Consider the following 1677-nt stretch of genomic DNA (forward strand, 5'->3'; position numbering starts at 1 on the left):
ACAAACCATAAAATCAAGAATCAAACTACTAAACTATAGAAGTGACCTGCCAGATATACTAAATGAGAGTCTAAGTGTATATAAACTAAATGGAATTAGTAAAGTAAATAGTCCATATGAATTTGAAGTAGTATTTGTAAGTGAAGAGTTTATACAAATAGAAGATATAGTAGATACAGATGTAGAACTAATAATCCAAGATGAAGTAAACCCAATAGATAAAAAAAATATTTTTGGAAAAATTTATGAAGCAAGTGAAGATAGTGTAGTAGCAAAAAAACATCTATATAAAGTAAAAATAGTATCGCCTTTGTATTATCTAGGATTAAATAAAAGATATGAAATATATCATGAAAGAAAAGTAAGTACAATCTTTAGTGAAATAATAAATAGATATAACCAACTATTAAATATAAAAGTAGATATAAAAATAGATATAAAAAATGAAGTAACAAGAGAATATACAACCCAATATAATCAAAGTGATTTGGAATTTCTAACAATGCTATGTGAAGAAGAGGGATATAGCTTTATAGTAGAATACTCTTCGAATAATCCATATAATATAGTTTTGTGTAACTTAAATGAACATGCAATAATAAATAGTTATAGCGCAGTAAGCCAATTTAATCATAGTAAAAAATTTAGTGCAACTAATATAATAGAAGATTATTATGATTACTCAAATCCAAGCTTAGAATATAAAATACAAACAGGAGCAGCAATAAGCTCAAGTATAAAAGATAATCAATCAACAAGTCAATTAAGAACAGATATAAAAAGAAATAACCTAAGAGATAAACTAAATGTACTTGATGAGAGTCTTTATAAGGATTTGAATAAATATAATAAAATAGAAGCAAAAAGAGAATATGTAAAATCAAACTTGATAAAAGGAACAAGCCAAGAGTTAGTAATAAATGACTCTTTGTGTATAAAACTAGAAGATGAAGGTGCAAAAAAAGTATTTGATGTAGTTATTCTTGAAGTAAAATATAATGGAATCTTTCCAAATGCATTGGATGAATATATACAAAATATAAATGAAAAGAAAAAACATGAACTGCAATATGAAGTAGAATTTACTTCAATACCAAAAGATATAGATTATGTTCCACCATATACAATAATAAAACCAAGAATAAACTCAGTACAAACAGCAATAGTAGCAAGTAGTAATAATACAAAAGAAGATGCAAATACAATAGATGTAGATGAACAAGGAAGAATAAAAGTACTGTTTCACTTTGAAGAGAATAAAACAATATCTTGTTACTTAAGATACTCAAACTTCTTTGCAGGTAATAATTATGGAGCACAATTTTTACCAAGAGTAAATAGTGAAGTAATAGTAAGCTTTGTAAATGGAGATATAGATAAACCAATAATAATAGGAAGCTTATATAATGGAGAGAATAAAGTACCCTATAACCTTCCAAAAGATAAAACAAAGAGTTATATCAAAACAAACTCAATGCCACAATATGAACATAAACAAGGATATAATGAGATACTGTTTGAAGATAAACAAGGTGAAGAGTTACTATCATTTAGAGCACAAAAGAATCTAAAAACCCATGTGTTAAATGATGAATATAAACATATAGAGAATAACTCAAAACTATTAGTAGAAAATGATAAAGAAGAGACAATACAAAAAGACTCAATCATAACAGT

1 protein-coding gene is annotated in these 1677 nt (G+C 25.8%); it reads left to right on the forward strand.

Annotated elements, in window-relative coordinates:
• Window positions 1–1677, forward strand: a 1677-nt coding sequence (locus CP960_RS13565) for a type VI secretion system Vgr family protein (RefSeq protein ID WP_101185990.1), incomplete at both ends; no start/stop codon positions are given.

Origin of the sequence: Malaciobacter halophilus (genome assembly GCF_002837275.1) — a bacterium.
GTDB classification, from domain to species: Bacteria; Campylobacterota; Campylobacteria; order Campylobacterales; family Arcobacteraceae; genus Malaciobacter; species Malaciobacter halophilus.